This is a genomic window from Caldovatus aquaticus (genome assembly GCF_019458025.1).
In the GTDB taxonomy this organism is placed as follows: Bacteria; Pseudomonadota; Alphaproteobacteria; order Acetobacterales; family Acetobacteraceae; genus Caldovatus; species Caldovatus aquaticus.
In genome coordinates this window covers 65,047-91,832 of the sequence record NZ_JAHZUY010000006.1, presented here as the reverse complement: position 1 = coordinate 91,832, position 26,786 = coordinate 65,047, and the positions used below count along the sequence as shown (strand labels likewise).

25 protein-coding genes are annotated in these 26,786 nt (G+C 73.8%); 14 read left to right on the top strand and 11 right to left on the bottom strand.

Annotated elements, in window-relative coordinates; translation table 11 throughout:
- Positions 1 to 34: 34 nt before the first annotated feature.
- Positions 35 to 913: a fumarylacetoacetate hydrolase family protein gene (locus tag K1J50_RS04580; protein WP_220116257.1), complete on the bottom strand. Its 879-nt coding sequence runs from the start codon at positions 911 to 913 to the stop codon at positions 35 to 37.
- Entirely contained in the window at positions 913 to 2,337 is a 1,425-nt protein-coding gene (locus tag K1J50_RS04575; RefSeq protein WP_220116256.1) for an amidase, read from the bottom strand. Before K1J50_RS04575 ends, K1J50_RS04580 begins: the two co-directional genes overlap by 1 nt.
- Before the next feature lie 274 nt (positions 2,338 to 2,611).
- Here K1J50_RS04575 and K1J50_RS04570 point away from each other — a divergent pair, with 274 nt between their 5' ends.
- Entirely contained in the window at positions 2,612 to 3,517 is a 906-nt protein-coding gene (locus K1J50_RS04570) for a polysaccharide deacetylase family protein (protein WP_220116255.1), read from the top strand.
- Between the two features lie 32 nt (positions 3,518 to 3,549).
- Here K1J50_RS04570 and K1J50_RS04565 read toward each other — a convergent pair whose 3' ends face one another.
- From K1J50_RS04565 to K1J50_RS04550, 4 genes are all read right to left on the bottom strand, one after another.
- Positions 3,550 to 5,133, bottom strand: coding sequence for a gamma-glutamyltransferase (locus tag K1J50_RS04565; RefSeq protein WP_255574920.1), 1,584 nt, complete (start codon positions 5,131 to 5,133; stop codon positions 3,550 to 3,552).
- A 179-nt stretch (positions 5,134 to 5,312) separates the two neighbouring features.
- Positions 5,313 to 5,825 carry a hypothetical protein gene (locus tag K1J50_RS04560; protein ID WP_220116253.1) on the bottom strand — a complete coding sequence of 171 codons (513 nt, stop codon included), beginning with the start codon at positions 5,823 to 5,825 and terminating at the stop codon, positions 5,313 to 5,315.
- Between the two features lie 727 nt (positions 5,826 to 6,552).
- A complete protein-coding gene (locus tag K1J50_RS04555) occupies positions 6,553 to 7,692 on the bottom strand; it encodes a bifunctional 2-methylcitrate synthase/citrate synthase (RefSeq protein ID WP_220116252.1) in 1,140 nt (379 codons plus the stop codon).
- Positions 7,693 to 8,123: 431 nt separating this feature from the next.
- On the bottom strand, positions 8,124 to 9,662 hold the full coding sequence (locus K1J50_RS04550; protein ID WP_220116251.1) for an MmgE/PrpD family protein: 1,539 nt from the start codon (positions 9,660 to 9,662) through the stop codon (positions 8,124 to 8,126).
- A gap of 256 nt (positions 9,663 to 9,918) precedes the next feature.
- On the opposite strand from K1J50_RS04550, the gene K1J50_RS04545 reads away from it, so the two are divergent.
- Complete coding sequence (locus tag K1J50_RS04545) at positions 9,919 to 11,307, top strand: dihydroorotase (protein ID WP_220116250.1); 1,389 nt, start codon at positions 9,919 to 9,921, stop codon at positions 11,305 to 11,307.
- 271 nt (positions 11,308 to 11,578) lie between these two features.
- On the opposite strand, the gene K1J50_RS04540 is transcribed toward K1J50_RS04545, so the two are convergent.
- Positions 11,579 to 12,031, bottom strand: a complete 453-nt coding sequence (locus K1J50_RS04540) for an AbiU2 domain-containing protein (protein ID WP_220116249.1) — start codon at positions 12,029 to 12,031, stop codon at positions 11,579 to 11,581.
- A gap of 651 nt (positions 12,032 to 12,682) precedes the next feature.
- Between K1J50_RS04540 and K1J50_RS04535 the strand changes: the two genes are divergently transcribed.
- The 4 genes from K1J50_RS04535 to K1J50_RS04520 all read left to right on the top strand — a co-directional run bounded on the left by K1J50_RS04535 (position 12,683) and on the right by K1J50_RS04520 (position 18,099).
- Positions 12,683 to 13,630, top strand: coding sequence for an N-carbamoyl-D-amino-acid hydrolase (locus tag K1J50_RS04535; protein WP_220116248.1), 948 nt, complete (start codon positions 12,683 to 12,685; stop codon positions 13,628 to 13,630).
- Positions 13,631 to 13,732: 102 nt separating this feature from the next.
- Entirely contained in the window at positions 13,733 to 15,493 is a 1,761-nt protein-coding gene (locus tag K1J50_RS04530) for a flavin-containing monooxygenase (RefSeq protein WP_220116247.1), read from the top strand.
- Positions 15,494 to 15,758: 265 nt separating this feature from the next.
- Complete coding sequence (locus tag K1J50_RS04525) at positions 15,759 to 16,739, top strand: Bug family tripartite tricarboxylate transporter substrate binding protein (protein ID WP_220116246.1); 981 nt, start codon at positions 15,759 to 15,761, stop codon at positions 16,737 to 16,739.
- A 331-nt stretch (positions 16,740 to 17,070) separates the two neighbouring features.
- Complete coding sequence (locus tag K1J50_RS04520; RefSeq protein ID WP_220116245.1) at positions 17,071 to 18,099, top strand: N-carbamoyl-D-amino-acid hydrolase; 1,029 nt, start codon at positions 17,071 to 17,073, stop codon at positions 18,097 to 18,099.
- A 33-nt stretch (positions 18,100 to 18,132) separates the two neighbouring features.
- On the opposite strand, the gene K1J50_RS04515 is transcribed toward K1J50_RS04520, so the two are convergent.
- Both K1J50_RS04515 and K1J50_RS04510 read right to left on the bottom strand, forming a co-directional pair.
- Entirely contained in the window at positions 18,133 to 19,023 is an 891-nt protein-coding gene (locus K1J50_RS04515; RefSeq protein ID WP_220116244.1) for a TauD/TfdA dioxygenase family protein, read from the bottom strand.
- 80 nt (positions 19,024 to 19,103) lie between these two features.
- Complete coding sequence (locus K1J50_RS04510; RefSeq protein WP_220116243.1) at positions 19,104 to 19,796, bottom strand: aspartate/glutamate racemase family protein; 693 nt, start codon at positions 19,794 to 19,796, stop codon at positions 19,104 to 19,106.
- A 201-nt stretch (positions 19,797 to 19,997) separates the two neighbouring features.
- On the opposite strand from K1J50_RS04510, the gene K1J50_RS04505 reads away from it, so the two are divergent.
- The 4 genes from K1J50_RS04505 (at position 19,998) to mtnA (ending at position 22,695) form a co-directional block, all read left to right on the top strand.
- On the top strand, positions 19,998 to 20,495 hold the full coding sequence (locus tag K1J50_RS04505) for a DUF983 domain-containing protein (RefSeq protein WP_220116242.1): 498 nt from the start codon (positions 19,998 to 20,000) through the stop codon (positions 20,493 to 20,495).
- The gene (locus K1J50_RS04500) at positions 20,488 to 21,024 is read left to right on the top strand and encodes a UPF0262 family protein (protein WP_220116241.1); all 537 of its coding nucleotides are present in this window, start codon (positions 20,488 to 20,490) and stop codon (positions 21,022 to 21,024) included. Before K1J50_RS04505 ends, K1J50_RS04500 begins: the two co-directional genes overlap by 8 nt.
- A gap of 94 nt (positions 21,025 to 21,118) precedes the next feature.
- Complete coding sequence (locus K1J50_RS04495; protein WP_220116240.1) at positions 21,119 to 21,601, top strand: hypothetical protein; 483 nt, start codon at positions 21,119 to 21,121, stop codon at positions 21,599 to 21,601.
- Positions 21,598 to 22,695, top strand: coding sequence for an S-methyl-5-thioribose-1-phosphate isomerase (gene mtnA, locus K1J50_RS04490; protein WP_220116239.1), 1,098 nt, complete (start codon positions 21,598 to 21,600; stop codon positions 22,693 to 22,695). The genes K1J50_RS04495 and mtnA overlap by 4 nt, the downstream gene beginning before the upstream one ends.
- 21 nt (positions 22,696 to 22,716) lie before the next feature.
- On the opposite strand, the gene K1J50_RS04485 is transcribed toward mtnA, so the two are convergent.
- Positions 22,717 to 22,977 (bottom strand): hypothetical protein, encoded by a 261-nt coding sequence (locus K1J50_RS04485; protein WP_220116238.1) that lies wholly within the window; start codon positions 22,975 to 22,977, stop codon positions 22,717 to 22,719.
- A gap of 224 nt (positions 22,978 to 23,201) precedes the next feature.
- Here K1J50_RS04485 and K1J50_RS04480 point away from each other — a divergent pair, with 224 nt between their 5' ends.
- The 4 genes from K1J50_RS04480 to K1J50_RS04465 all read left to right on the top strand — a co-directional run bounded on the left by K1J50_RS04480 (position 23,202) and on the right by K1J50_RS04465 (position 26,283).
- Complete coding sequence (locus K1J50_RS04480; RefSeq protein WP_220116237.1) at positions 23,202 to 24,056, top strand: transporter substrate-binding domain-containing protein; 855 nt, start codon at positions 23,202 to 23,204, stop codon at positions 24,054 to 24,056.
- A gap of 46 nt (positions 24,057 to 24,102) precedes the next feature.
- Positions 24,103 to 24,843: an amino acid ABC transporter ATP-binding protein gene (locus tag K1J50_RS04475; RefSeq protein WP_220116236.1), complete on the top strand. Its 741-nt coding sequence runs from the start codon at positions 24,103 to 24,105 to the stop codon at positions 24,841 to 24,843.
- Between the two features lie 76 nt (positions 24,844 to 24,919).
- Positions 24,920 to 25,600 (top strand): amino acid ABC transporter permease, encoded by a 681-nt coding sequence (locus tag K1J50_RS04470; protein WP_220116235.1) that lies wholly within the window; start codon positions 24,920 to 24,922, stop codon positions 25,598 to 25,600.
- Between the two features lie 2 nt (positions 25,601 to 25,602).
- Complete coding sequence (locus K1J50_RS04465; protein WP_369413521.1) at positions 25,603 to 26,283, top strand: amino acid ABC transporter permease; 681 nt, start codon at positions 25,603 to 25,605, stop codon at positions 26,281 to 26,283.
- A gap of 21 nt (positions 26,284 to 26,304) precedes the next feature.
- Here K1J50_RS04465 and K1J50_RS04460 read toward each other — a convergent pair whose 3' ends face one another.
- Entirely contained in the window at positions 26,305 to 26,775 is a 471-nt protein-coding gene (locus K1J50_RS04460) for a DUF3237 domain-containing protein (RefSeq protein WP_220116234.1), read from the bottom strand.
- Positions 26,776 to 26,786: the final 11 nt, after the last annotated feature.

Below are 26,786 nucleotides of genomic sequence, written 5' to 3'. Positions count from 1 at the left end.
CGCATGACCGGATCCTCCCGTTGCGCCCGCGTCGTCACTCCACCGGATTCTCCAGCACGCCGATGCCGGAGATCTCGATCCGCACCACGTCGCCCGCCCTGAGGAAGCGGGGCGGCTGGAATCCGATCCCCACCCCCGCCGGCGTCCCGGTGGCGATGATGTCCCCGGGCTCCAGCGTGATGCCGGCGCTGATGGTCTCGATCAGCGCCGGGATGTCGAAGATCAGGTCGGCGAGGCGCGCGTCCTGGCGCAGCTCGCCGTTGACCCAGGTGCGCAGGTGCAGCGCGCCCACCTCCGGCACCTCGTCGGCGGTCAGGATCGCCGGCCCCATCGGGCAGAAGCCGTCCAGCCCCTTGCCGATCAGCCACTGCCGGTGCCGGTGCTGCAGCGTCCGCGCGGTGACGTCGTTGACGATCGTGTAGCCGAAGACGTGCCGCATCGCCTCGGCCCGGCGGATGCCGCGCCCGCCCGCGCCGATCACCACGGCGAGCTCGCCCTCGTAGTCCACCGAGGCGGTCGGATCGAGGTGCGAGGGGATCGGCTCGCCCGGCCCGATCACGGCGGTCGGCGGCTTGGAGAACACCACCGGCGCCTCCGGCACCACCTCCTTCGCCGTGGCGTCGAAGCCGGAGCCGGCGAACTCCTTGGCGTGCTCGCGGTAGTTCTTGCCGACGCAGAAGATGTTCTTGGCCGGGCGCGGGATCGGCGCGAGCAGCCGCGCCCCGGCGACCACCGGCGCGATGGCGAGCCGCGCCGCGACGCGCGCGAGCGCCGCCGGCCCGGCCGCGATCACCGCGCGCATCTCCCGCGGCAGCGCCGCGTCCACCACCGTGATGTCGCGCACCAGGCCCTGGGCGTCGAGCGCGCCGACGCGCACCTCCCCCTGGGGGTCGCGGAACGTCACCAGTCGCATCACTCCGTCTCCTCTTGCCGCACCGCCGCGGCCTCCGGATCGGCGAGCGGCACCGCCGCCGCCCGCTCGATCGCCCGCGCCCCGCGCAGCGCCAGATCGTCGCGGTACATCGCCGCCGCCACCTGCACCGCCCGCGGCAGGCCCTCGGCATCGAGCCCGACCGGCACCACCACCGCCGGCTGGCGCGTCAGGTTGAAGGCGAAGGTCCAGGGCGCCCAGTCGCGCCACAGCGCCTCGGCCGGGCGCAGGGTCGGCGCGTCGGCGGCGAAGGCCGCGGTCGGCGTGGCCGCCGTCAGCACCAGGTCGTAGCGCTGGTGGAAGCGCGCCATGGCGTGCGCCGCCTCCAGCCGCAGCGCCTCGGCGGCGAGGTAGTCGGCCGCGCTCATCGCGCCCTCCCCCGCCGCCACCTCGCGCAGGCCCGGCTCCAGCAGCGCGCGCTTCTCCTCGGGCGTGGCCGCCACCACGCGGGCCAGCGCCACCGCCCAGACGCGCCCGAAGATCGCGCGCGTGTCGGGCAGGCCGGGATCAGCCTCCTCCACCACCGCCCCCTGCTCCTCGAGCAGGCGCGCGGCCGCCACCAGCGCCGCCTCGCCCTCCGCATCGAGCGGCGGGGCGAAGCCGAGCCGGCGCACCAGCGCCACGCGCAGCCCGGCGACGCCGTCCTCGATCCCGGCCCGCCAGTCGCGCGGCTCGTCCGGCAGGCAGTAGGGATCGCGCAGGTCGAAGCGCGCCATGGCCGAGAGCATCAGCGCCGCGTCGCGCACCGTGCGCGCCATCGGGCCGGCGACCGCGACGTGCCCGAAGGCGCCGAGCGGCCACTGCGGCACGCGGCCGAAGGTCGGCTTCATTCCCACCAGCCCGCAATAGGCCGCCGGGATGCGGATCGAGCCGCCGGCATCGGTGCCGATGTGCAGCGGCCCGAAGCCCGCCGCCCCCGCCGCCCCGGCGCCGGAGGAGGAGCCGCCCGGCGTGCGCCGCGGGTCCCAGGGATTGCGCGTGATCCCGTGCAGCGGGCAGTCCCCGGGCGACTTCCAGCCGAATTCCGTCGTCGTCGTCTTGCCGAGGATCACCGCACCGGCCGCCTTCAGCCCGAGCACCGCGGGCGCGTCGTGCGGCACCGGCGCCGGGTCGGTGGTGCGGCTGCCGCGCCGCGTCGGGAATCCGGCGAGGTCGAGCAGGTCCTTCACCGTCGCCGGCACGCCGTCGAGCGGCCCGATCGGCCGCCCCGCCATCCAGCGCGATTCGCTCTCCCCGGCGGCGACGACGGCGCGCGGGTTCATCGCGGCGAAGGCGTTGACCCAGGGGTTGTAGCGCGCGACGCGCTCCATCACGGCCTGCAACGCCTCCACCGGCGACAGGGCCCGGCGCGCGTAGAGCGCGAGCAGCGTCTCGGCGGACATCAGGGCGGGATCGGTCACGTCCATCGGCGGGGCCTTCAGCGTCCGGGCGCAACATGACGGCTCGCGGGCGCGAGGCAACCCCTGCGCGCCGCGGCCGAGGCCGCCGGGCCACGCCCCCTCCCCGGCCATGCCTCGGGGCGGACCGCGGACGCTCGCCGCACGCCGGTCCGGGCGCGCCTCGCCCGCCTGCGCCCGCCCGCGCCGCACCGCCGGTCCGGCGCGGCCCCTTCCGGCCCGCCGGGCGCCGGCGCAGCATCGCGGCCGCAACCCGCCGCCGCCACGGCCGAGGAGCGCCCCCATGTCCGACAGCCGCCCCGACACCGCCAGGCCCTGGGAATGGCCCGAGGCGCACTGGCGCCGCATCGTCGGCCGCGCCCGCGCCGGCCGCTCGCTGCGCCCGGCCGCCTGGCCGAACGGCGCCCGCTGCTGCGTCGCCCTCTCCTTCGACGCCGACCACGACACCCTCCCGCTGCGCGACGGCGACGAGAGCCCGATGCGCATCAGCCAGGGCCAGTACGGCAACCGCCAGGGGGTGCCGCGCGTCCGCGCCCTGCTCGCGCGCCACGACATCCGTGCGAGCTTCTTCTACCCGGCCGTCTCGGCCCTGCTCTACCCGGAGGAGGTGCGCGCCGTCGCCGCCGAGGGCCACGAGATCGCCCTCCATTCGTGGATCCACGAGGCCAACACCCGCCTTCCCCCCGGCGCCGAGCGCGACCTCACCTTCCGCGCCGCCGACGTCCTCGAGCGCCTCGCCGGCCGCCGCCCGGTCGGCATCCGCACCGCGAGCTGGGACTTCTCGGCCGACACCCTCGCGATCATCCGCGAGATGGGCCTGCTCTACGATTCCAGCCTGATGGCCGACGACGACCCCTACGAGCTGCTCGACGACGGCGCCCCCACCGGCATCGTCGAGCTGCCGCCGGAGTGGATCCGCGACGACGCGGTCTATTTCAACATGGTCCGCTTCTCGGCGCTGCGCCCCTACACCCCGCCCTCCGCGGTCGAGGAGATCTTCCGCGCCGAGTTCGACGGCGCCTACGCCGAGGGGGGCCTGTTCCTCCTCACCCTGCACCCGCACGTGATCGGGCACCGCAGCCGCATCGTCCTGCTCGAGCGCCTGGTGCGCCACATCCGGGGCCACCCCGGCGTGTGGTTCGCGACCCACGAGGAGGTCGCGCGCCACTGCCTGGCCTCGGCGGCCTGACCGGGGGCCGCGCGGCGGACGCGGCGCCGCCCCTACTGCGCCAGCGCCGCGCTCCAGGGCGAGAGGGCGTCGCTGACGCCGACGCGCTCGCCGTCCGCTCGCACCCGGATCAGGTTCGGGCAGGCGAAGTTCACCGGCAGCACGGCGTGCTCCACCCGCTCCACCGGCGCGCCGTCGGCGGCGATCGCCGCCACCACCGCCTCCGGCAGCCGGCGGTCCACCGTCACGCCCTCCGGCCCGGAGACGTCGATCCGCGGATGATGCGCCGCCCGCTCCGGGTCCATGCCGAAATCCGCCACCAGCGACAGCATCTGGAACACCGCGGCCATGATCCGCCGCCCGCCCGAGGCGCCGCCGGCGATCTCCGGCCCCCGCTCGCCGGCCGCGATCACCGGGCACATGTTGGTGAGCGGCCGCTTGCCGGGCGCGATCGCGTTCGGCGTGCCGGGGCGCGGGTCGAACCACATCACCCCGTTGTTCATCAGCACGCCCGTGCGCGGCAGCACCACCCGCGAGCCCATCGAGGAGAGCAGCGTGGTCGTCATCGCCACCATCGTCCCCTCGGCGTCCACCACGGTGAGGTGGGTGGTGCAGCTCTCCGCCGCCTGCGGCTCGCCCTCGCCGAGCCCCGCCAGGCGCTCGGCATAGGCCGCGCGCATCACCCGCGCGAGCTGCGCGTACCAGGCCGGCCCCGGCTCCGCCCCGCCGAAGGGCGCATCGGCCATCCCCTCCAGCACCCGCCGTAGCGTCGGCGCCGCGGTCAGGCCGTTGGCGAGCATCAGCCGCCGCCCGCGCCAGGGCACCTCCACCGCCGGCAGCACGCGCGCGCGGCAGCCGGCAAGGTCGGCCGCCGACAGCACGCCCCCCATCTCCCGCACGTCGGCGGCGATCGCCGCCGCGATCTCGCCCTCGTAGAAGTCGCGCAGGCCGGCCCGCTGCAGCCGCTCGAGCGTCGCCGCGAGATTGCCCTGGGGGAGGAAGCCCGGCGTCCCCTGATAGGGCGGCACCGGCGGCAGGCCGTTCGGCAGGTAGAGGCGCGCGCTCTCCGGATAGAGGCGGAGCACCGCGGCCGAGCTCGCGATCTTCAGCGTGGTGAACCAGTCCTGCGGCAGCCCCCGCCGCGCCAGCGCCACCGCCGGCGCCAGCAGGTCGGCGATCGGCAGCCGCCCGTGGCGCTCGTGCAGCAGCGCGTAGCCCGCCACCGCCGAGGGGACGCAGAAGGAGAGCGGACCGTGGACGTTGCGGTCGCCCTCCACCTCCGGCCAGGCGAAGAGGTCGAGCTTCATCCGCCCGGTCAGCGGGAAGGCCGCGGGGTCGAGGCCGCGCGGCGCGACGGGGCCGAAGTCGAAGGTCTCCGCCCGCGCCGCGCCGGCCGCCATGTATTGCGCGAAGCCGATGCCGCCGAGGCCGCTGTTCCACGGCTCCGCCGTGGCGAGGGCGAAGGCGGTGGCGACGGCGGCGTCGGCGGCGTTGCCGCCGGCCTCCAGGATCGCGACGCCCGCCTCGGCGGCCGCCTTGCATTGCGCGACGACCATGCCGCGCCGCCCGCGCGCGGCAGGCTTGGTGAGCGCCCAGTGCTGGGTGACGTGCGGGGAGGGGGTGAAGTCGAGCGCCATGCGGGTTCGCATCCTCTGCTGGCCTGGCGCGCCGCCCGGAACCGGCGGCGGCGCGCGCCCGCATCGTCCGCCTGATGCGCGATGCGGGCAAGCGGCGCCGGCGCGCGAGGGGGGCGCAAGCGAAAGGGGCGCCGCCCGCTGGCGCGGACGACGCCCCTTCGCCGGGATCGTTCAGCGAATCACATGCTGGAGGACTCGCCGCCGGTGCCACCGGTCTCGCCGGCGGGCGGCGCCGGCGGGGTCGCGGCGGCGGCCGCGGCGCGCTTGCGCGCGCGGGTCGCGGCGGCCTTCTTCGCCGCCTCCGAGCGCGAGGTCGTGCCGGCCTTCGCGGCCGCGGCGCGGCGCGCCGGGGCCTTCCGCGCCGTGCCGGCGGCCTTGCGGGCCGCGGGCTTGCGGGCGGCGGTCGTGCGCTTCGCGCCGGCGCGCGCGGTGGTGGCGCGGCGGGTCGTGGTCTTCTTCGCCGCCGCGGTCCGCCGCGCGGGGGCCTTCCGCGCGCCGGCCGCGGTCTTGCGCGCCGCCGGCTTCTTCGCCGCGGTGGCGCGCTTCGTCGTGGCGCGCTTCGCGGTCGTGCGCTTCGCCGCCGGCCGGCGCGTCGCCGCCTTGCGGGTCCCGCCGGTGCGGCGGCCGCCGGCCATCGCCATCGCCTGGGCGCGGGGGGCGCTCTCGGGGGTGTCGTTGGTGTCGTTCGTCATGGGGTCAGGATCTCCGTTTGCGTTCGGAAGGTGCGGCGAGGAAGGGCCGGGAACGAGCGCCGCGCGGCCCGGCCAAGCCGGCCGGCGGAGCCCGTCGCGGCCGTCGCCGCGAGACAACGGGGAGGGGCGTGCTGAGGTCCGGTCGGGCTGCGCGCAAGCGGCGCACCCCTTCCTTCGGCGGCGGCGCGCGGATCCCGAATCGCGCGGCGCCGGTCCTGTCGCCGTCCGGTGTCGCAGGCGCCGTGCGGAAGCGCGATCGTCGCGGCGCGGTTCGGCCGCCTCGCGTTCCCCTTGGCCTCTCTCCCGCCGGCGCGGAGTGCGCGGTGCCTGCCCTCTGGCGGCGACGCCTCCCCCGGTGGTGCGGCCTCCGCGGCTGCGGCGGCCACGAGCCTGCGGTCCATGGACCGTCCTTCCCTGCTGCGGCGCGCCGCTCGACGATGTTCGCAGCGGTGGATGTCGCCTTGACGAATCGCGTGCTGCGACGCGCGCGAATCACGCTATCTGCACGCGCGCCATGCATGTCAACAAAATCCGTCATCGGCGCGCGCGATTTGTGTCCGTCGCGGAGTCCGCGCGCGCCTTCCGGCGCGTTCCGCTCACCGCCTCGCGCGCGATCCGCTCCCTGCCGGAGCGCCGGCGCTCCGTCGCCGCGGGCGCCGGCCGCATCCCTCGGCCGGTGCCGAGCGCCGCGCGGGGCGGCGGCGGCCGGGGCGCACGCGTGCGCGTCTCAGCCGCGCTGCGCCAGCGGCACCACCGGCCGCTGCTCGACGCCGGTGTACCAGGAGAGCGGGCGGATCAGCCGGTTGTCCGCCATCTGCTCCAGCACATGCGCCGCCCAGCCGGTGATGCGGGAGGCGACGAAGATCGGGGTGAACAGCGGGATCTCGAAGCCCATCAGGTAGTAGGCGGGCCCCGCCGGAAAATCGAGGTTGGGGTGGATGTTCTTCCGCCGCAGCATCTCGGCGGCGAGGATGCGGCTGATCTCCATCCAGCGCCGGTCGCCCACCACCTCCGCCATCCGCTCGGCGTACTTGGTCATGGTCGGCACCCGGCTGTCGCCCGACTTGTAGACCCGGTGCCCGAAGCCCATCACCAGGGCGCGATGGTCGAGCCGCCCCTCGAGCCAGGCCACCGCGTTCTCCGGCTCGCCGATCTCCTCGAGCATGTGCATCACCGCCTCGTTCGCCCCGCCGTGCAGCGGGCCCTTGAGGGCGCCGATCGCCCCGGTGATGGCGGCGTGGATGTCCGCCCCGGTGGAGGCGATGGTGCGGGCGGTGAAGGTCGAGGCGTTGAAGGTGTGCTCGGCGTAGAGGATCAGGCTGACGTCGAAGGCCTTCACCACCTCGGGCTGCGGCACCTTGCCGAACACCACATGGAAGAAGTTCTCGCTGAAGGAGAGGCCGGGATCCGGCGCGACCGGGGCCAGGCCCTTGGCGAAGCGGTGCGCCGCCGCGATCGCGGTCGGGATCTTGGCGAGCAGCCGCATCGCCTTGCGCCGGGTGGCCGCCTCGGAGACGTCCGCCACCTCCGGATCCTCCATGCCCATCAGCGAGACCGCGGTGCGGATCGCGTCCATCGGATGGGCGTCGTGCGGGAAGCCCTCGATCGCCTTGAGCAGCCGCGGCGAGAGCGCCCGGTTCGCCGCCTCCTCGCGCCGGAAGGCGTCGAGCTGGGCACGGGTCGGCAGCTCGCCGTTCCAGAGCAGGTAGGCGACCTCCTCGAAGCAGCAGTTCTCGCACAGGTCCTGCACCGCGTAGCCGCGGTAGGTGAGGCTGTTGGTCTCCGGCATCACCTTCGAGATGGCGGAGACGTCGGCATAGACGCCGACAAGGCCCTTCCTGATCTCGGGCTGGGTCGTATCGCTCATGACCGGTCCTTTCCCTGGGGGTCCTGATCGGGCGGCGCCCGCTCGCCGCGCGCGGCGGCGCGGGCGGGCAGCCCGCCGCCCGCAAGCGGCGGGCGTCCTCGGAATGCGCGCACGGCGCCATGCTTGCGCGGGAGGCCGGCGGCGCCAAGCCCGCACCGCGCTCCGGCGATGCGCCGGCGCCGCCGTCGGCGACGCCGCGCCGGCCGGATCGCCGCAGGTTCGCGACCGGCCCGTCCGCCCGCGGCCCTGTGCCCCTGCGCGCCGCCAGGGCGCGTCCCGGCCGGCGCCCCACCGCGGAACCGGCGCCGGGGCCGCAGGCGCGGGGCGGCGCGCCCGGACCGGCGCCGTCCGCGGCACCGCCGCGCCGCTCACTTATGCCTATAATTAGCTCAACGAGGAGGCCGCGCGGGGGCGTGCCCGAGCCGCCGCGCTCAGAAGATCCCCGGCCGCCCCTCGCGCAGCGCCCCGGGCGGCAGCGCCAGGTTCAGCCGGTGCAGCTCGCCCGGCTTCAGCCGCCGCAGCTCCTGCGCCGCCTCGAGGAACCGCTCCGCCTCGGCCGGCGCGATCAGCCCCTCGGTCAGGGTGCGGAACTTGCGGATGTAGTCCTCCCGCCCGAACGGCCGCGCCCCGAGCGGATGCGCGTTCGCCACCGCCATCTCGTCCTCGAGGCGCGAGCCGTCGCTGAGGAAGATCTCCACCCGCGCCCCGAACGCCTTCTCGTTCGGGTCGTGGGAGTGGTAGCGCCGCGTCCACTCCGGGTCCTCGCGGGTCTCGATCTTGTGCCAGAGCCGCACCGTGTCGGCCCGGCCGGCGCGCTCCGGCGTGTAGCTGTCCACGTGGTGCCAGCGCCCGTCCTGCAGGGCGACGGCGAAGATGTACATGATGGAGTGGTCGAGCGTCTCCCGGCTCGCCTTCGGGTCCATCTTCTGCGGGTCGTTCGCCCCGGTCCCGATCACGTAGTGGGTGTGGTGGGAGGTGTGGATGACGATCCGCTCGATCGCCTCGAAGTCCCGGATCTTCTCCCGCATGCGGAAGGCGAGGTCGATCAGCGCCTGGCTCTGGTACTCGGCCGAGTGCTCCTTGGTGTAGCTCGCGAGGATCGCCCGCTTCGGCTCCCCCGGCTCCGGCAGCGGCACCTGGTAGTAGACCGGCTCGTAGACGCTCGGCCGCCCGTCCCGGTCCGCCTTGGTGCGGCCGGAGAGGATCCAGGCGATCACCGAGTCCTCGCCCTCGTAGATCGGGCTCGGCGCCCCCTCGCCGCGCATCGCCCGGTCCACCGCCTCGACGGCGAGCTTGCCGGCGTGCGCCGGGGCGAAGGCCTTCCAGGAGGAGATCTCCCCCTTGCGGCTCTGGCGCGTCGTGATGCTGACATGCACCGCCTGCTGCACCGCCTGGTAGATCGTCGCCTGGTCGAGGCCGAGCAGCGTCCCGATCCCGGCCGCCGCCGCCGGGCAGAGATGGGCGATATGGTCCACCTTGTGCTCGTGCAGGCAGATCGCGCGCACGAGATCAATGTGGATCTCGTAGGCCGTGGCGAGGCCGCGGATCAGCTCCGCGCCCGACTTCCCCATGCTCTGCGCCACCGCGAGCACGGGCGGGATGTTGTCGCCGGGGTGCGAGTAGTCGGCGGCGAGGAAGGTGTCGTGCATGTCGAGCTCGCGCACCGCCGTCCCGTTCGCCCAGGCCGCCCACTCGGGCGAGAAGCGCCGCCCCGCCTCCACCCCGAAGATGGTCGCGCCCCCCTCGCGCGGGTGGCCGAGCGCCATCTGCCGCGCCGAGACCACCGGGCGGCGGTTGATCGCCGCGATCGCCACCGCGGCGTTGTCGATCACCCGGTTGACGATCATCTCGGCGACGTCGTCCTCGACCGGCACCGGGTCCACGGCGACGCCGGCGATCTTCCAGGCGAGCTGCTGCTCGCGCGGCAGCAGCGCCTTGGAGGGATAGACCTTCACGGGATGGAGCTGCATCGGCGGGCGACCCCTCGGCTTGGCTGAACGGGGCGGCGTTCTCCCGCCGGCGCCCGGTGGCGTCAATCGCGCCCGCCGTCGCCCCGGCCTGGAGCCGCTGTCGTGCGACGGGGCTCGCCGCGACGGCTCCGCACCCCGCGGCGGAGCCGATCCGCCCGTCCGGCCGGTTCCGGCCGTCCGCGATCGGCTCTAGGCTGTCGCCGCCCCGCGCCGGCCGGCCCCGCCGGCGCCCGAGCCCACCAGGGACCCGACGCGCATGGACCAGCCGCCCTTCGACCGCCTCGTCCGCGGCGATCTCGTCCTCCCCGACCGCGTGCTGCGCGACGGCTGGATCGGCGTGCGCGGCGAGATCATCGCCGCGATCGGCGAGGGCCCGCCGCCGCCTGCGCGCGAGGTCGCCGACCACGCCGGCCGCCTCATCCTCCCCGGCCTGGTGGACGGCCACATGCACACCTCCTCCGCGACCGGCTGGCCCGGCATCGAGGGCGCCACCCGCTCCGCCGCCGCCGGCGGCGTCACCACCTGCGTGGACATGCCCTACGACGTCCCGCGCCCCGTCACCGACGCCGCGATCCTCCGCGAGAAGGTCGAGTGGGTGGAGCGCCTCGCCCATGTGGACATGGCGCTCTACGGCACCATCAGGAAGACCGGCGGCGTGGACGCCATCCCCGGCCTCGCCGAGGCCGGCGCCTGCTCCTTCAAGCTCTCCACCTACGAATACGACCCGGTGCGCTTCCCGCGCATCGACCACCCGACCATGGTCGCGGCCTTCCGCGCCATCGCCGAGACCGGCCTGATGGTCGCCGTGCACAACGAGGACCAGGAGCTCGTCACGCGCCTCACCGAGGAGGCGAGGGCGCGCGGCGACACCTCCCCGATCTGGCACTGCCGCACCCGCCCGCCGCTTGCCGAGACCATGGCCGACCTCGAGATCTTCGAGATCGGCCTCGAGACCGGCGCCCATGTCCACATCGCCCACTCCTCGCTCGCCCGCGGCTTCGAGATCGCCGCGGCGTTCCGGCGCATGGGGGCCAGGGCCACCGGCGAGGCCTGCATCCAGTACCTCTGCATGACCGAGGAGGACATCCTCCGGCTCGAGGGCTTCGGGAAGTGCAACCCGCCCTTCCGCACCCGCGAGGAGGTCGAGCGCATGTGGCGGGCGCTGGCCGCCGGCCAGGTGGCCTACGTCTCCACCGACCACGCCCCCTGGCCGCGCGAGCGGAAGGTGTACGCGGGCGACATCTTCGCCCTCGGCGCCGGCCTCACCGGCCTGCAGAGCTTCGCCCCGCTGATGTACACGCTGCTCGCCGAGCGCGGCCTGCCCGTCACCTGGATGGCGCGCTACTGCGCCGAGCGCCCGGCGCGCTTCCACGGCCTGTTCCCGAAGAAGGGCGCGCTGCGGGTGGGGAGCGACGCCGACCTCTGCGTGCTCGAGCCCGGCGACTTCGTCTTCGACGAGCGCGACATCCTGGATCGCGAGGACGCCCGGTGGTCCCCCTATCACGGCCGGCGGATGGCCGCGCGCGTCGCCGCCACCTACCTGCGCGGCCGCTGCGTCTGGGACGGGCGCGAGGTGAAGGCGACGCCGGGCACCGGGCGCTTCGTGCCGCGGCAGACGCGGGGCACCGATCTCGGCGAGGGCTGAGCCGGAGGGCGACGCCGGTGCGGCGCGGGGGGTAGCCCCCGCCTGCCGTCTGTCATCGGCGCGCCAGGCGATGGGCACGTCCGTGGGAGGGGAGGGAGCCGGCCGTGGCCGTCAAGCCCTTCTCGGCCACGGTCGGGCTCCCGCGCGGCGGCGCGACGAAGGTGGCGAACCCGCGACCGCGCGAGCGGTGCCGCTGTCGCGGCCCGCCGCGGGTCCGCCCGTCACCCGGAGCTCTGCGGGCGGGAAGCGGTCTTTCCTGCCTGAAGCGCCGCTATGGGCGCGGCGCGGCAACGAGAGTCCGGAGCAGGTCCCGCACAGACCGGACGATCTCATGCCTCGTTGTTCGCGGTGCGCCGTTGCGGTCCAGGTCTGCCACAATTGCAGCCACGTCCCACGGCGCGCGCGTAAACGACATGCTACCATTGTGGAAAAGCTGCCAAAGCGTGTCATGCAAATCATTGATAAATTCGGCCAGCTTCACCAGATCCGAATAGAAAACCTTCTCGTGAATCTTTTGAATCTTATCATCATATGTGCTAAATACTGTATGGGCATAAATTTGATTGCGGATAGGCCGTATTTTTGTACGATACAAACCATAGCGTTCAGAAAGACTGAACAGTAAACGATCAAAATACTGATCGTTTTGCTCGTATACATCTGCCATATACGCGGAAATCCATTCGTAGGCGTTTGCCGACTGTGCGCGCTTGCGCTTTTCCATGGCTTGTTTTGAGAATAGATTTATACGTTCCTTTTTGCAAAGCATACCAAATTGCTTGCGTTGTATTTAGAACTTCCGTCGAATATCCGGACAAAGCCCATGCACACGGCCGCGATTTGAAGGTGGCCGGTCAATATCCAGAACATCGCGTTGTCATTGATGCCCTCCAAGACATCGTTGTCAGCCGCAAAGTGCCTCGTGGCCAAATGCGCGTAGAGCTCTTGCGTCGTCACTTCGACATCTCGCTTGAAAGTATACAGACGAGAAATAAACTCCTTGTCGGTTTCGGACATGTAGTGCCCTCGCGTCGGGATGTCCTTCCAATCATTGCTCAGACGGTATTGTCAACTGTAAGAAGCTCGTCTCGGTCGAGTGCCGTGAAGACATCGCCGATTTCGGCTACGGCGAGGTGATCACGAGCCGAAAGTCAAACCGAGACGCTGTCCAGCGCCGACATCCCCGCCCTCGCCGGCCTCGAACGCCGAATCTGCTGCGCCTGGCGCGGCACGGCCCGCCTCGCTTCGGCCGGCGAGCAGCCCAGACGCTTCCGCCTGGCCTGATCCCCTCCCGGCCCCCTGCCCAGCCCCGCGCCGCCCTGGCACTCTGCACCTCTTCCGCCGCACCCCTTCCGCCCCGAGGACGAACGCCGCCATGACCGCCTCCCGCACGATCCGCGTCGCCGGCGCCCAGATGGGACCGGTGCAGCGCGCCGACTCCCGCGCCCGTACGCTCGACCGCCTGATCGCCCTGCTCGAGAACGCCGCCGCGCAGGGCGCGCAGCTCGTCGTCTTCCCCGAGCTCGCCCTCACCACCTTCTTCCCGCGCTGGCCGATGGAGGAGGCCGAGCTCCTCGCCTACTTCGAGCGCGCCATGCCCAACCCGCAGGTGCAGCCGCTCTTCGACCGCGCCCGTGCGCTCGGGGTCGGCTTCTATCTCGGCTACGCCGAGCTCGCCGAGGACGGCCGGCGCTTCAACAGCGCCATCACCACCGGCCCGGATGGCGCCATCCTCGGCAGGTACCGCAAGGTCCACCTCCCCGGCTCGCGGGAGATCCGCCCGGGCCAGCGCTACCAGCAGCTCGAGAAGCGCTACTTCGCGTACGGCGACCTCGGCTTCCCCGCCTTCCGCGGCCCGCGCGAATGGGGCTCCCCCGTCCTCGGCATGCTGATCTGCAACGACCGCCGCTGGCCGGAGGCCTGGCGCTGCTACGGCCTGCAGGGGGTGGAGCTGATGCTGATGGGCTACAACTCCGCCGCCTACGACCCCAACGGCGGCGAGAGCGAGAGCGCGGAGCTGCGCACCTTCCACTCCACCCTCGCCGTGCAGGCCAACGCCTACATGAACGCCACCTGGGCGGTCTCCGTCGCCAAGGCCGGCGTCGAGGACGGCGCGGGCCTGATCGGCGGCAGCGTCGTCGTGGACCCCGATGGCCGCGTCGTCGCCCAGGCGCGGACGCTCGAGGACGAGGTGATCGTCGCGGACGTGGACCTCGACGCCTGCCGCCAGGGCAAGGAGAAGATGTTCGACTTCGCCGCCCACCGCCGTCCCCAGCACTACCGGCGCATCGTCGAGCAGGTCGGCGCCGTCCCGCCGCCCTGACCGGGCCGGGTTGCCGCGCCGGCGGATGCCGCCCAGTATGGCGGCGAGGCCCCGGCGCCGGCCCGTCCCGCCGGCGCCGCCCAGGCGGGAGGAGACGACGCCATGGACGGCATCCTGATCGGCACCTCGGCGGAGGCGGCCGCCGCCTCCTGGCTCGGCGCCTTCGAGGAGGCGCTCGCCGGCGGGGACGCGGCACGGATCGCGCGCCTGTTCCACCCAGGCGACAGCCATTGGCGCGACATCCTCGCCTTCACCTGGGACCTGCGCACCGCTTCCGGCCCCGGCGCCATCGCGCAGCGCCTCGCCGCGGCGCTCGGCGCGATGCGGCCGCGCGGCTTCGCCCTCGCCGCCGGCCGCACGCCGCCGCGGCGGGTGCGGCGCGCCGGCACCGACGCGATCGAGGCGATCTTCACCTTCGAGACCGCCATCGGCCCCTGCAACGGCGTCGTCCGCCTGATCGCCGCGGAAGGCGAGCCGCGCGCCTGGACGCTGCTGACCGCGCTCGACGAGATCCGCGGCCACGAGGACCCCGCCGCCGGCGGTCGCCGCTGGAAGCAGGTGGACTGGACGCGCAATTTCGGCGGCGAGAACTGGCTCGACCGGCGTACCCGCGCCCGCGCCTATGCCGACCGCGATCCGGCGGTGCTGGTGGTCGGCGCCGGCCAGGCCGGCCTTTCCGTCGCCGCCCGCCTCGGCCAGCTCGGCGTGGACACGCTGGTGATCGACCGCGAGGCGCGGCTCGGCGACAACTGGCGCCGCCGCTACCACGCCCTCACCCTGCACAACGAGACGCGCGTCAACCACCTCCCCTACCTGCCCTTCCCGCCGACCTGGCCGGTGTTCATCCCGAAGGACATGCTGGCCAACTGGTTCGAGTTCTACGCCGAGGCGATGGAGCTCAACGTCTGGACCGGCACCGAGCTCGCCGGCGGCGCCTGGGACGAGGCGGCGCGGCGCTGGGAGGTGCGCCTGAAGCGCGCCGACGGCACGGAGCGGGTGATGCGCCCGCGCCACCTGGTCTTCGCCGTCGGCGTCAGCAGCATCCCCGTCACGCCCGACCTGCCGGGCCTCGAGGAGTTCCGCGGCACGGTGCTGCATTCCGGCGACTACGGCAGCAGCACGGAATGGCGCGGCAAGCGGGCGCTCGTCCTCGGCACCGGCACCAGCGGGCACGACGTGGCGCAGGACCTCTGCACCGGCGGCGCCGAGGTCACCATCATCCAGCGCAGCCCGACCATGGTGGTGAGCCTCAGGGAGGCGCAGTCCGCCTACGCCCTCTACGACGAGGGCATCCCCTTCGAGGACTGCGACCTCCTCGCCACCTCCTTCCCCTATCCGGTGTTCCGCCGCGCCCACCAGCTCCTCACCGCCAAGGGGCGGGAGGCCGACCGGGCGCTGCTGGAGGGGCTGGAGCGGCGCGGCTTCCGCCTCACCTTCGGGCCCGACGACACCGGCTGGCAGATCATGTACCAGGACCGTGGCGGCGGGTACTACTTCAACGCCGGCTGCTCCGAGATGATCGTGGATGGCCGCGTCGGCCTGCTGCAGTACGACGCGATCGAGCGCTTCGGGCCGCAGGGGGCCTGTCTCAAGGACGGCACGGTGAGGCCCGCCGACCTGATCGTGCTCGCCACCGGCTACGAGAACCAGCAGGAGGTGGTGCGTCGCGTCCTCGGCGCGGCGATCGCGGAGCGCATCGGCCCGGTCTGGGGCTTCGACGCGGAGGGCGAGCTGCGCAACATGTGGCGCCCGACCGCCCAGCCCGGGCTCTGGTTCATCGCCGGCAGTCTCGCGCAGTGCCGCATCTTCTCGAAGACGCTCGCGATGCAGATCAAGGCGCGCGAGCTCGGCCTGGTCGCGTGAGGCTGGCGCAGACCACCCGCGCCTGGGCTCCGCTCGGGCGACCATGGACAGCGCTCCGCGGTTGCTTCCGTCAGGGCCACGACGTCCGCCGCCGCGGCGGCGAGGCGAAGGAATGCCGCGCAGCCATAAGGCGGCATCTCGACCGTCTCCGCCGCAACGGCGGGGATGCCGTCAGCTTGCTGAACGAGGCGATCGAGCCCGTCGGCCGGCGTGCCCGGACGCCGCACTCCTGACCGGCACAGTCACCGAAGCGAGGAGAACCGCCATGCCCCGCCTTGTCGCCCTCGCCACCGCGGTCCTCGCCGCGCTGCTCGGCCTGCCGCCCGCAGGCGCCGCGCAGGAGTTCCCGACGCGCCCGATCACCATGATCGTCGTCTTCGCCCCTGGCGGCGCGACCGACGTGCTGGCCCGCATCGCCGCCGACCACATGGCGCGCACCCTCGGCCAGAGGATCCTGGTCGAGAACGTCAGCGGCGCCGGCGGCACCATCGGCGCGACGCGCGGCGCGCAGGCAGCGCCGGACGGCTACACCCTCACCGTCGGCAGTCTCGGCAGCCATTCCGCTGCGCCCTCGATCTACCGTTCGGCGCAGTACGACCCGCGCGAGCTGGCGCCCATCGGCCTGATCGCCGGCACGCCGCTCTATTTCGTCGTCCGCAACGGCCACCCGGCGCGGACCTTCCAGGAATTCGCCGCGCTGGCGCGGGCCAATCCGGGCCGCGTCTCGAACGGCCACGCCGGCGTCGGCTCGACCAACCACCTCGCCTGCGCGCTGCTGATGCACGTCACCGGCCTGCGCTTCAACTCCATCCCCTATCGCGGCGAGGGGCCGGCGGTGAACGACGTGGTGGCGAACCAGGTGGACAGCGCCTGCGTCCTCGCCCCCGCCGCGGTGCCGCAGATCCAGGCCGGGACCATGCGCGGCCTGCTGGTCGCCGCGCGCGAGCGCAGCCCCCGCACCCCCGAGGTGCCGAGCGCGGTCGAGGCCGGCGTGCCCGACTTCCTCTTCCAGGGCTGGAACGCGATCTTCGCCCCGCGCGGCACGCCGGAGCCGGTCGTGGCGCGGCTTTCCGGCGCGCTGGCCGCCGCGCTGAACGATCCCACCGTGCGGCAGCGCATCGAGCAGCTCGGCTCGGTCCCGCCGCGCCCGGAGCAGATGGGTCCGGAGGCGCTGCGCGCACTGGTGGCCTCCGAGGTCGAGCGCTGGGCGGTCGTGATCCGCGCCGCCGGCATCAGCGAGCAGTAGCGGCGCGGAAGGCCATCCCCCGCCGCGCCGGGGCCGGCTCGCGCGCCCGGCCGCGGGGCCGTCCGCGATCGGCTCTCGCATCGTCTGCAGAGCCGATTCACGCTCCCGGCCGCGGGGCCGTCCGCGATCGGCTCTGCGGCCGCCGCGTCGGTTGGCGGGGTGGCGCAGGTGACCTGTCCGCCCGGCCTCGCACTCCGCGCCCGCACCCCGGAGGGCGCCGCGCGACCGGCGCTGCTCGCCGCCGCCGCGTTCTGGTCGGCCGCCACGCTCGGCTTCATGATCCAGGCCCTCGCCGGCCGCCCGTTCCTCCCGCTCGCCTGGGGATCCGCCCATGCCCCGCCTCGTCACCCTCGCCGCCGCGCAGCTCGGTCCGATCCAGAAGGCGGAGGGGCGCGAGGTCGCGGTCGGCCGCATGGTCCGGCTGATGGAGTTCGCCCATCGGCGCGGCGCCGAGGTCGTCGTCTTCCCCGAGCTGGCGCTGACCACCTTCTTCCCGCGCTGGTACCACGAGGACCTCGCCGCGGCCGACCACTGGTACGAGACGGCGATGCCCTCCCCGGCCACCGCCCCGCTGTTCGAGGCGGCGCGGAAGTACGGTATCGCCTTCCACCTCGGCTACGCCGAGAAGACGCCGGAGGGGCGCCGCTTCAACACCGCGATCCTCGTCCACCCCTCGGGCGAGATCGTGCTCAAGTACCGCAAGGTCCACCTTCCCGGCCACGCCGAGTACGACCCGCGGCGCAGGGTGCAGCACCTGGAGAAGCGCTATTTCGAGGTCGGCGACCTCGGCTTCCCGGTGGTGCGCGCCCCGGTCGGCGCTCAGGAGGCCAACGTCGGCCTGATGATCTGCAACGACCGCCGCTGGCCGGAGGCCTGGCGCGTGATGGGGCTGCAGCAGGTCGAGATCGTCATGCGCGGCTACAACACGCCCTCGCTCAACATGGAAAACCGCGGCTTCGAGGCGCACCACCTGCGCGTCTTCCACTCGCACCTCTCGGTGCAGGCCGGCGCCTACCAGAACGCCTGCTTCGCCGTCGCCACCGCCAAGGCCGGCACCGAGGACGGGCACGAGCTGTTCGGCCACTCCGTCATCGTCAACCCGCAGGGCGAGATCATGGCCCAGGCGACGAGCTGGGACGACGAGCTGATCGTCGCCGACTGCGACCTCGACATGTGCGCCCTCGGCCGCAGCACGATCTTCGACTTCGCGTGCCACCGCCGCCCGGAGGCCTACCGCCGCATCACCGAGCAGACCGGCAGCGTCGCGCCTCCGGTCTGGCGGCCGGGCGGCGTGCGGGCGGCGGAACAGGAGGCGCTGTTCGCGCGCGTGATCCGCACCGCCGGGGTGCGGCTGGGATAGGCGCCGGCGGGCGCCCGCCCTCGCCCCCGACCCTCACACCGGCCGCTCGCCCTTGACGGTGACGCGGTTGCCGTAGCGCGTGTGCGGCCAGTAGTCCCACATGGCACGGTGCTGCGTGCAGCGGTTGTCCCAGAAGGCGATGGAGTTGGCGCGCCAGCGGAAGCGGCACTGGAACAGGGGGTGCTCGGCGAGATCGAACAGGTAGCGCAGGATGGCGTCGCTCTCGTCGCGCGGGATGCCGTTGATGCGCACGGTGAAGCCGCGGTTGACGAACAGCGCCTTGCGGCCGGTCACGGGATGGGTGCGGATCACCGGATGCTCGGCGCGCGGATAGCTCGGCTTGTCGGCGACGCCGAGGTCGGCGTAGAGGCCGCGATAGACGTGCTCGCCGTCGTGGATCGCGGTCAGGCCTTCCAGATAGGCCTTCATGCGGTCCGACAGCGCCTCGTAGGCGGCGTACATGCTGGCGAACAGCGTGTCGCCGCCGCAGGGCGGGACCTCCTTGAGGTAGAGGATCGAGCCCATCGGCGGCTCGGGGTCGCAGGAGACGTCGCTGTGCCAGCCCTCGCCGTTGGCGCGCGAGGAATTCTTCTCGGTCCTGATGATCATCAGCTCGGGGTGGCCCGGCTCGTGCGGCGCGGCGGGATGGATGTGCAGCTCGCCGAACTGGCGGCCGAAGGCGAGGTGCTGCTCCGGCGTCAGGTGCTGGTCGCGGAAGAAGATCACCAGGTTCTCGGCCAGTGCGCGGTGGATCTCCTCCATCTGCCGGTCGCTCGGGCTGGCGAGGTCCACGCCGCCGATCTCGGCGCCGATGATCGGGGTGAGCTTCTCGACCTTGATGGTCTCGTAGGGCGCGCCCTCGGGCGCGAGGTGCCTGTAGCGGGGCCCGGCATTGCCGCGCAGCGCGCTGGTGGCGACGGACATGCGTTCCTCCCTTGCATCATGCGAGCGCAGGGCGAGCGGCGGCGCCGGCAGGGGCCCGGCCCGCCGCCGTTCCCGCGCGGCTACGCCGCCGCATCGGCCCGCCCCGGCGCCGCGCCGCGCCGGGCCGTCAGCGCGGCGAGCAGCGCCTGCGCCGCCGCCGCCTGGCAGGGCTCGATCACCGGCACGCCGGCCGCGTCCTCCGCCGCCGCGCGATGGCCGGCCATGCCGGCGCAGCCGAGCACCACGACCTCCGCGCCCATCGCGACCAGCTCGCGCGCCGCCGCCTGCAGCCGCGCGCGCGGCGCGACCGGGTCGGTCAGCGTCTCCATGTCGAGACCGAGCGGGACCGAGCCGACGCAGCGCTGCTCCACGCCCATCGCCTGCAGCACGCGGCGCTGGCGCGGGCGCGATGTCTCGAGGAAGGCGACGATGCCGAACCGCTCGCCGCGCGCGAGCGCCGCGGCGACGGCGCAGCGCATCATCCCGAGCACGGGGCGGCCGGTGACCGTCCGCGCCGCCTCGAGACCGGGATCGGAGACGCAGCCGATGACGTAGCAATCGGCCGGCTCGCGCGCGACGAGGCGGCAGAGCGGCTCGGCGACGCCGTACCAGTCGCGCCAGGTGGCGATCGCCGGCGGGCCGTCGGCGAGGCGGATCACCTCGATGCGCGGCAGGCCGGGGGCGGCGAACGGCGCCACCGCGGCGGCGATCGCGGCGGTGCAGGAGACCGAGGAATTCGGGTTCACGACCAGGATGCGGCCGGCGGCGCTCATGGAGGAAGCTTCCCCCAGCCGCCCGGCGGGGACAAGACGGCGGATGCGCGATGACGAGGCTTGGATTCGGCCATGCGGGGCCTTAGATTGTGCGTTGCACAAGAGCCGGCGCATGGCTCGCGCGGCGGCGCGACCGCCCTCGCTGGCGGCGCCTCGCTCCGATCGTCTTCGGCCCGCCGGAGGGACAGGAACATCGCCGCCATGCGCTGGGAACCGAACCGCTTCGCGCCCGTTCCCCCGCCGCCTCCGCACCGCCCCCCCTCGCTCTGGGCCGGCCTGACGCGCGGGGCTGCCGGCCGCTGCCCGGCCTGCGGCGGCGGCCGGCTGTTCGCGGGCTATCTGCGGCTCGCGCCGGAATGCGCCGTCTGCGGCGCCTCGCTCGGCGCGCTGCGGGCGGACGACGCGCCGCCCTACTTCACCATCTTCCTCGCCGGGCATCTGCTGCTGCCCGGCGCGCTGTGGGTCGAGCGCGCCTGGCAGCCGCCGATGTGGGTGCACATGGCGCTCTGGCTGCCGCTCTTCGCGGCGGTCTGCACGCTGATGCTGCGGCCGGTGAAGGGAGCGGTGGTCGGCTGGATGATGCGCCTCGGCATCACCGGCACCGAGCAGCAGGGCGGAGTGGCGGCGGTGGCGCCCGCCCGTCCGCCGGGGGCGGCGGGCACCGGCGCTGCCTCCGGACGGGACCGGGGCCATGCCTGAACGGCAGCGGGCAGCACCGGTGCCGGCCGGCGGCGACGGTGGCGCCGCCAAGGCGCCGTGCCGCGACCTGATCCGCATCGAACTGCCCGAGGCCGGCGCGCCGCCCAGCGCCTATGCCGAGGCCGACCGCCGCCAGGCGGTCGAGGACCTGCTCTGCAGCAACCGCTTCCTTCCCGCCGGCGTGTCCCGCCCCGGCCCCTTCGCGCTGCGCCTGTGGCTGCGCGAGGGGCGGCTGGTGCTCGACATCCGCGACGGGGCGGACGACCGGCCGCTGCGGGCCGTCGCCCTCGCGCTCGGGCCGTTCCGGCGGCTCATCAAGGACTACCAGATGGTGGTCGAGAGCCACGAGCGCGCGGTGGCGGAATGCCAGGGCGAGGCGCGGATCCAGGCCATAGACATGGGCCGGCGGGGACTGCACAACGAGGGCGCCGAACTGCTCGCCGAGCGGCTGCGGGGCCGGGTGGCGGTGGACTTCGACACGGCGCGGCGGCTGTTCACGCTGGTCTGCGCGCTGCACCAGCGGGTCTGAGCCGCGGACCGGCCGCCGGAGGGGCGGGCGACCGCGCCCGGGGCGGCGCGTTGGCGCCTCGGCGCCGCGGCGCCCGGCGAGCCTGGGGGTCCGGATGGCCCTGAAGACCTTGCAATTCCTCGCGATCGTTCTGACCGCGCTGGGCCTGGTGCCGGCGGGGGCGCACCTGTTCGCGCTGCCCAACAAGATCGGCCTGGCGCAGGAGGCGTACTTCGTCGTCCAGGGGATCTATCGCGGCTGGGCGCTGTTCGGCTTGGTGCTGGTCCCGGCGCTGTTCGCGAACCTGCTGCTCGCCTTCGCGACCCGGCGGACCGTCCGGCCTTCCGCCCTGGCGCTCATGGCGGCGGTGCTGATGGCGGCGAACCTGGCGATCTTCCTCGCCTGGACCTGCCCGGCGAACGCCGCCACCGAAAACTGGACGAACCCCGTGCCGGGATGGGAGATGCCGCGCACGCGGTGGGAGTACTCGCACGCGGCGAACGCCGTACTGACCTTCGGCGCGCTGTGCCTGGCCGTGCTGTCGGTGCTCGCCGCCGCGCCGTGGCGCGGGCAGCAGGGGACGGATGGATCGCGATGAGGATTGACGGCCGGCACTACCGCAGCGTCTGGGTGGACGAGGAGGACGGCTGGTCGGTGCGGATCTTCGACCAGACCCGCCTCCCCTGGACGCTCGAGATCCTGCGCCTGACGGAGGCGGAAGAGGTCGCGCACGCCATCCGCACGATGCAGGTGCGGGGCGCGCCGCTGATCGGCGCCGTCGCGGCGTACGGGGTGGCGCTGGCGATGCGGACGGATCCCTCGACGGCGAACCTCGAGCGGGTGTGCGAGGCGCTCGGCCGCACGCGCCCGACCGCGATCAACCTGCGCTGGGCGCTGGAGCGCATGCGCACCGCGCTGCGCAACCAGCCGGAAGAGCGCCGCGCCGCCGCCGCCTATGCCGAGGCCGCGGCGATCGCCGAGGACGACGTCGAAACCTGCCGCCGCATCGGCGAGCACGGCCTGCCGCTGCTGCAGGAGATCGCCGCGCGCAAGGCGCCGGGGGAGCCGGTGAAGGTGCTGACGCACTGCAACGCCGGCTGGCTGGCGACGGTGGACTACGGCACCGCCCTGAGCCCGATCTACCAGGCGCACGACGCCGGCATTCCCCTCCACGTCTGGGTGGACGAGACGCGGCCGCGCAACCAGGGCGCGGCGCTCACGGCGTGGGAGCTCGGCAGGCACGGGGTGCCGCACGCGGTGGTGGCGGACAACGCGGGCGGGCACCTGATGCAGCATGGCGAGGTGGACATCGTCCTCGTCGGCACCGACCGGGTGACGCGCCGGGGCGACGTCGCGAACAAGATCGGCACCTACCTCAAGGCGCTGGCGGCGCGCGACAACGGCGTGCCGTTCTGGGTCGCGATGCCGCACTCGACGCTCGACATGCGCGTGCGCGACGGCCTCGCCGAGATCCCGATCGAGGAGCGCGACGCGACGGAGGTGACGCACCTCGCGGGGCGCGCCGCGGACGGGCGGGTCGTGACGGTGCGCGTCGCCGCGGAGGGCAGCCCGGCCGTCAATCCGGCCTTCGACGTGACGCCGGCGCGGCTGGTGACCGGGCTGATCACCGAGCGCGGCCGCTGTGCGGCCTCCGAGGCGGGGCTTCTCTCGCTCTACCCGGAGCGGGCCTGAGGGGCGACGGCCGTTCCGCGGTCAGCGCGAAGCCAGCATCGGGCGTTCCGCGCGGCGCCCGGTCGCGGCGTCGCCGGGCCGGCGCGGCTCGATCAGGAACAGGCCGGTCAGCAGCATCAGCCCGCCGAGCACGGCGGCGGCGGCCGCGGCGCCGGTGGACAGGCGCGCCGGGGCGAAGCCCTCGCCCAGGATCAGCACGACGAGGAACAGGTCGAGCAGGAGGCCCGCGGCGACCAGGCCGAGGGCGAAGGCGGTCCGCAGCGTGTCGGTGGCGGTGCGCATCGGGGCGTTCCCTTCGGGGGTGGTCCCCCGGCAATCTCGGAAGGCCTCGCGGCGACGGCGGGACGCGGATCGGGCATTTCCGTGGCAGGCCGCCGGGCCCGGGTCGTTCCGGGTGCGGCCGGAGGGCGCTGCCCGGCGGGGCCGGCGGGAGAACGATTGCCAGCGCCCGGTTGTTTTGGGATCGTCGTCCCGCACCGGAACGCCGGACATGGGAGACGACCAGGATGCGACGCCCCCGTCTCGCGGCGGCCCTGTTCGGGCTCGCCGCCGCCGCCATCGCCCTCGCCGGACCCGCGCGCGCCCAGCAGCCGCCGCTGCGCTGCGCGGTGGACGGCACCTTCGCCCCGCACGCCTTCCCCTCGCTCCAGGGCGGGGTGCAGGGTTTCCAGATCGACCTGTTCCGCGAGGTCGCGCGCCGCATGGGGCGCGAGATCGTGATCGACCCGGCGAGCTTCTCCGGCCTGATCCCCGCGCTGAACGCCGGCCGCTACGACTTCCTCTGCGCGCCGACGACGGTGACGCGCGAGCGGGCGGAGAACCTGCTCTTCACCGAGGGCTACCTCTGGACCGAGCTGCAGTTCGGCATCCGCCGCGGCACGCCGCCGATCCGCTCCGAGGAGGACCTGCGCGGCAAGACGATCAGCGTCAACAAGGGCACGCCCTACGAGCAGTGGGTGACGCGGAACGCGGAGCGGCTGAACCTGACGCTGCTCGCCTTCGACACCCAGCCGGACGCGGTGCAGGCGGTGCTGCAGGGGCGGGCCTACGCCAACCTCTCGGGCAACACGGTGATCCGCTACAGCGCCTCGCGCACGCCGCAATTCGTGGCCGACTGGGTGCTGCCGGGGACGCGCTTCCACTGGGGAACGCCGTTCCGGCGCGATTCCGCGGCGCTGCGCAACCAGGTGGAGGAAGTGATCGAGTGCATGAAGCTCGACGGCACCATCGCGCGCCTGTCCGAACGCTGGTTCGGCAACCGCCCCGGCCCGGACCAGGCGGAGAACATCGTCTTCCCGGGCTACGGCGTGCCGGACATGCCGGGCTACGACCCGACCCCGCACACGCCGCGCTGCGGATGAGGCGCCGGGCGGGCCGGCCACGCCCGGGGAGGGACAAGCGGGCGCGATGACCCGCCCGATCATCGAGGCGCGCGGCGTGCACAAGCACTTCGGCGCGCTGCACGTGCTGAAGGGCGTGGACCTGGTGGTGGCCGAGCGCGAGCTGGTGTTCGTGATCGGCCCCTCGGGCTCGGGCAAGTCCACGCTGCTGCGCTGCCTGAACCGACTGGAGGAGCCGAGCGCGGGCTCGATCGTCGTGGACGGGATCGACCTGCTCGACCGGCGCACCGACATCAACGCGGCGCGCCGGCGCATCGGCATGGTGTTCCAGGGCTTCAACCTCTACCCGCACATGACGGCGCTCGGGAACGTCACGCTCGCGCTGCGCAAGGTGCTCGGCCTGCCGCGGGCGGAGGCGGAGGCGCGCGGGCGGGCGGCGCTCGAGCGGGTGCACCTCGCCGACCGCGCCGACCACTACCCTGGCCAGCTCTCCGGCGGGCAGCAGCAGCGCGTGGCGATCGCGCGGGCGATCGCGCTGGAGCCGCGCGTGATGCTGTTCGACGAGCCGACCAGCGCGCTCGACCCGGAGCTGGTGGGCGGCGTGCTCGCGGTGATGCGCGAGCTGCGGGAGGACGGGATGACCATGGTGGTGGTTAGCCACGAGATGGGCTTCGCCCGCGCCGCCGCCGACCGGGTGCTGTTCATGGCCGACGGGATGGTGGTGGAGGAGGGGACGCCGGGGGAGATCTTCGGCGCGCCGCGCCACGAACGGACCCGCACCTTCATCTCGCAGATCGAGCGAACCTGATCGCCCGCATGCACGGAGCCGCCACACCAACCCTTCGTGCATGCGGGAGGCGCGCTCCGCGCGCGAAGGCCCGGCCGTGACCGCCTGGGAGCGCTTCGCCGACTCCTTCTTCAACGCCCGCGTCGCGGCCGAATACCTGCCGAAGATCGTGGACGGGTTCTGGCTGACGGTGACGCTCGCGCTCGGCATCGTCGCCACCGGGCTCGCCGCCGGCCTCGCGCTCGCCCTGGTGCGCTCGCTCGGCCTGCGGCCGCTCAACTGGCTGATCGTCTTCGTCGTGGACCTGTTCCGGGCGCTGCCGCCGCTGGTCGTCATCGCGCTGCTGTTCTTCGGACTGCCGGCGGCGGGAATGCAGCTCTCCGGCTTCGCCTCGACCTGGCTCGCGCTGTCGCTGGTGCTGATGGCCTTCGCCGAGGAGATCTTCTGGGCCGGCATCACCTCGGTCCCCAAGGGGCAGTGGGAGGCGGCGCGCTCCACCGGGCTCACCTTCCTCCAGACGCTGCGCTTCGTGGTGCTGCCGCAGGCGGTGCGCCTCACCATCCCCCCGCTCACCAACCGCACCATCGCGATCACCAAGGGCACGGCGCTCGCCTCGGTGGTGGCGGTGCAGGAGATCCTCGGCGCGGCGCACGCCGGCGTCTCCTTCAGCTTCAACCCGACGCCGCTCACCCTCGGCGCGCTCGCCTACCTCGTGCTGTTCCTGCCGGTCGTGGTGTTCGGCCGCTGGGTCGAGACCCGCTTCGCCTGGAGGCGCTGAGCGTGGGCTGGGAGGACTTCGCCGCCGCCTTCCTCAACCTCGCGATCATGCGCGAGGCCTCGCCGATCCTGGTCCAGGGCCTCGTGCAGACGATCCTGCTGTCGCTGCTGGTGGTGCCGCTCGGGCTGATCGGGGGCACCGCACTCGCGCTGCTCTCGACCGTGCGGCACCCGCTGGTGCGCTGGCCGCTGATGGCGTGGGTGGACGTCTTCCGCGCGCTGCCGCCGCTGGTGCTGCTGGTGTTCCTCTACGCCGGCCTCCCCTTCGCCGGGTTGGAGCTGCCGGCCTGGGGGGCGGTGGCGATCGGCTTCTTCCTCAACACCGGCGCCTACTACGGCGAGATCCTGCGCGCCGGCATCGAGAGCGTGCCGCGCGAGCAGATGGAGGCGGCGCGCTCCACCGGCCTCACGGGCGGCCAGGCGATGGCCTACGTCGTGCTGCCGCAGGCCGTGCGCAACGTGCTGCCGGACCTGATCAGCAACACGCTCGAGGTGGTGAAGCTGACCTCGATCGCGAGCGTGGTGGCACTGCCGGAGCTGCTCTACCAGGCGCGCCAGGCGCAGAGCGTGACCTACAACGCGAGCCCGATCGTGGCGGCGGCGGCGGTGTATTCCGTGCTGCTGTGGCCGGTGGTGCGGCTGCTGAGCCGGCTCGAGAACCGGCAGCTCGCGGCGCGGCGCTAGGCGCCCGCGCCGCGGCCCCGCTCAGCGCACCGCGTAGACGTCGTACACCGGCCCGGCCGGCGGCCGCTGCCCCACCCCCACCGCCAGCAGCCGGTTCAGCCAGCCGAACTCCGCATCCCCCGTCTCGAACCGGATCGCCGTGCGGAAGTAGTACTCGGAAGGGGCCACCGCCTCGCCGCGGCCGAGCCGCGCCAGCACCTCCGGCGCGGCGGTGCGCACGCCGGTGTAGTGCATGTACACGAGCGCGCCGGAGGCGAGCCGCAGCGTCAGGCGCACATCCATGTGCGCGGTGCCGTCCGGCTCCACGCGCAGCCAGTCGGCCGCGGTCGCCGGCAGTACCTCGCCCTTGAGCTGCGGGCCTTCGATCCGCCCGCCGGTGACGGGGACGATGCGCAGCTCGCCGCCGCGCACGCCGCCGACCACCTGCGGCGCGCCGACCTCGAGCGCCATGCGGAACAGGAACTCGGCCTTGAACGGCAGCGGCGCGTCCATCGCATCCTCCC

What these genes read in the sequence shown, in the direction of transcription:
- K1J50_RS04515 (WP_220116244.1), bottom strand. Translation starts at nt 19,023, where the DNA reads ATGTCCGTCGCCACCAGCGCGCTGCGCGGCAATGCCGGGCCCCGCTAC.
- K1J50_RS04480 (WP_220116237.1), top strand. Translation starts at nt 23,202, where the DNA reads ATGCGACGCCCCCGTCTCGCGGCGGCCCTGTTCGGGCTCGCCGCCGCC.
- K1J50_RS04580 (WP_220116257.1), bottom strand. Translation starts at nt 913, where the DNA reads ATGCGACTGGTGACGTTCCGCGACCCCCAGGGGGAGGTGCGCGTCGGC.
- K1J50_RS04555 (WP_220116252.1), bottom strand. Translation starts at nt 7,692, where the DNA reads ATGAGCGATACGACCCAGCCCGAGATCAGGAAGGGCCTTGTCGGCGTC.
- K1J50_RS04505 (WP_220116242.1), top strand. Translation starts at nt 19,998, where the DNA reads ATGCGCTGGGAACCGAACCGCTTCGCGCCCGTTCCCCCGCCGCCTCCG.
- K1J50_RS04500 (WP_220116241.1), top strand. Translation starts at nt 20,488, where the DNA reads ATGCCTGAACGGCAGCGGGCAGCACCGGTGCCGGCCGGCGGCGACGGT.
- K1J50_RS04475 (WP_220116236.1), top strand. Translation starts at nt 24,103, where the DNA reads ATGACCCGCCCGATCATCGAGGCGCGCGGCGTGCACAAGCACTTCGGC.
- K1J50_RS04575 (WP_220116256.1), bottom strand. Translation starts at nt 2,337, where the DNA reads ATGGACGTGACCGATCCCGCCCTGATGTCCGCCGAGACGCTGCTCGCG.
- K1J50_RS04550 (WP_220116251.1), bottom strand. Translation starts at nt 9,662, where the DNA reads ATGCAGCTCCATCCCGTGAAGGTCTATCCCTCCAAGGCGCTGCTGCCG.
- K1J50_RS04565 (WP_255574920.1), bottom strand. Translation starts at nt 5,133, where the DNA reads ATGGCGCTCGACTTCACCCCCTCCCCGCACGTCACCCAGCACTGGGCG.
- K1J50_RS04485 (WP_220116238.1), bottom strand. Translation starts at nt 22,977, where the DNA reads ATGCGCACCGCCACCGACACGCTGCGGACCGCCTTCGCCCTCGGCCTG.
- K1J50_RS04525 (WP_220116246.1), top strand. Translation starts at nt 15,759, where the DNA reads ATGCCCCGCCTTGTCGCCCTCGCCACCGCGGTCCTCGCCGCGCTGCTC.
- K1J50_RS04535 (WP_220116248.1), top strand. Translation starts at nt 12,683, where the DNA reads ATGACCGCCTCCCGCACGATCCGCGTCGCCGGCGCCCAGATGGGACCG.
- K1J50_RS04520 (WP_220116245.1), top strand. Translation starts at nt 17,071, where the DNA reads ATGCCCCGCCTCGTCACCCTCGCCGCCGCGCAGCTCGGTCCGATCCAG.
- K1J50_RS04540 (WP_220116249.1), bottom strand. Translation starts at nt 12,031, where the DNA reads ATGGAAAAGCGCAAGCGCGCACAGTCGGCAAACGCCTACGAATGGATT.
- mtnA (WP_220116239.1), top strand. Translation starts at nt 21,598, where the DNA reads ATGAGGATTGACGGCCGGCACTACCGCAGCGTCTGGGTGGACGAGGAG.
- K1J50_RS04510 (WP_220116243.1), bottom strand. Translation starts at nt 19,796, where the DNA reads ATGAGCGCCGCCGGCCGCATCCTGGTCGTGAACCCGAATTCCTCGGTC.
- K1J50_RS04570 (WP_220116255.1), top strand. Translation starts at nt 2,612, where the DNA reads ATGTCCGACAGCCGCCCCGACACCGCCAGGCCCTGGGAATGGCCCGAG.
- K1J50_RS04495 (WP_220116240.1), top strand. Translation starts at nt 21,119, where the DNA reads ATGGCCCTGAAGACCTTGCAATTCCTCGCGATCGTTCTGACCGCGCTG.
- K1J50_RS04560 (WP_220116253.1), bottom strand. Translation starts at nt 5,825, where the DNA reads ATGACGAACGACACCAACGACACCCCCGAGAGCGCCCCCCGCGCCCAG.
- K1J50_RS04460 (WP_220116234.1), bottom strand. Translation starts at nt 26,775, where the DNA reads ATGGACGCGCCGCTGCCGTTCAAGGCCGAGTTCCTGTTCCGCATGGCG.
- K1J50_RS04545 (WP_220116250.1), top strand. Translation starts at nt 9,919, where the DNA reads ATGGACCAGCCGCCCTTCGACCGCCTCGTCCGCGGCGATCTCGTCCTC.
- K1J50_RS04530 (WP_220116247.1), top strand. Translation starts at nt 13,733, where the DNA reads ATGGACGGCATCCTGATCGGCACCTCGGCGGAGGCGGCCGCCGCCTCC.